The sequence below is a fragment of the Pyxidicoccus fallax genome (assembly GCF_012933655.1).
Classification (GTDB): Bacteria; Myxococcota; Myxococcia; order Myxococcales; family Myxococcaceae; genus Myxococcus; species Myxococcus fallax.
In genome coordinates, this window is record NZ_JABBJJ010000705.1 from 1 (window position 1) to 1314 (window position 1314).

Consider the following 1314-nt stretch of genomic DNA (forward strand, 5'->3'; position numbering starts at 1 on the left):
GCCGTGGGGGAGGAGGGCGTGGAGGACGGAGAATCGAGAGACGCCGATGCAGTCTGTCGGGGCATGGTGCGTATCCGTTCGCTCACTGCGAGGTTGAGCGGCACGTTACGCCCGGGTCGCGCCCCCGGCTGTGAAGCAGCTCACACGTCCCGGGTGAAGTCGCATACAGGGCCGACAATTGAGAGTCATTCCGACATTTCACTCACGTACCCTGGTAATGAATGGCTTCAGCTGCGTGAATCAAGAAAGCTGACCGAGCCGAGAACTACCCGGAACATGTGGTTGGGAGGGAGAGACTTCCGTGTCCTACGCGCAGCTACTGAACCAGGTCTCCATCTTCGAGCAGCTCGAGGGCGAGGACCTCGAGCACCTGTCCGCGCTCGTTCGTACCCGGCGGTACGCGAAGGGAGAGGTCATCTTCCACCAGGGTGACGTGGGCACGTCCCTCTACATCATCCGCAAGGGGCAGGTGGCCATCCGCCTCAGCTCGCCGGATGGCAAGGAGGTCATCCTGACGCTGCTCGACCGGGGGGACTTCTTCGGGGAGCTGGCGTTGCTGGATGGCGAGCCCCGCTCGACGGACGCCGTCGCGCGCGAGGAGACGGACCTGCTGACCATCCAGCGGGAGGACTTCCGCAAGTACCTGGACGCGCGCCCCAAGGTCGCGCTGGGGCTGCTGGCCAACCTGAGCCGGCTGGTGCGGCACGTCACGCAGCTGGTGCACGACACCACCTTCCTGGATGCGCGAGCGCGTCTGGTGCGCGTGCTGCTGGAGCTGGCGCGCAGCCAGGGCCAGCCCGGCGCCGAGGGCGTGGTCATCCCCAAGAAGCTGACGCAGACGGAGCTGGCCAACCTGTGCGGCCTCACCCGTGAGAGCACCAACAAGTGGCTGCGCTTCTATGTCCGCGAGGGCCTCCTGGCCTATGAGGGAGGCCGCATCACCCTGGTCCACCCCGAGCGGCTGGGCCGGGAAGCGGAGTGAGCGGGATGTGAAGCGCTTCACTGCGAGGCGGCCCGGAGGCTCATACGGTGGTGGTGCAGCATTGCTCCTGAATGGGAGGCACCATGTCGCACCTGGCCACGCACCTGCGCTCGCTGTTCGCTTCGAAGCAGTCCCCGGCCCGTGAGGGCACCCGGGAGGCGCCGAGCCCGGAGTCTCCGCCAACGGCGCGGCGCGTTTCCCGTCCCGCGCCGCTGCCCGTGTGGCCGCGGCTCTACGCGCCGGGCGCCATGGTGGTGCACGAGGGCGACCCGGGTGAGTCGATGTTCCTCATCACCGGAGGGCGGGTGGCGGTGATGCGGCAGGGCGAGGGG

The 1314-nt window shown here is 67.7% G+C and carries 1 protein-coding gene and 1 pseudogene; both read left to right on the forward strand.

The window, feature by feature from the left end:
• Positions 1–301 precede the first annotated feature (301 nt).
• On the forward strand, positions 302–982 hold the full coding sequence (locus HG543_RS53665) for a cyclic nucleotide-binding domain-containing protein (protein ID WP_169352677.1): 681 nt from the start codon (positions 302–304) through the stop codon (positions 980–982).
• Positions 983–1065: 83 nt separating this feature from the next.
• A pseudogene (locus HG543_RS53670) lies at positions 1066–1314 on the forward strand (cyclic nucleotide-binding domain-containing protein); the annotation flags it as partial.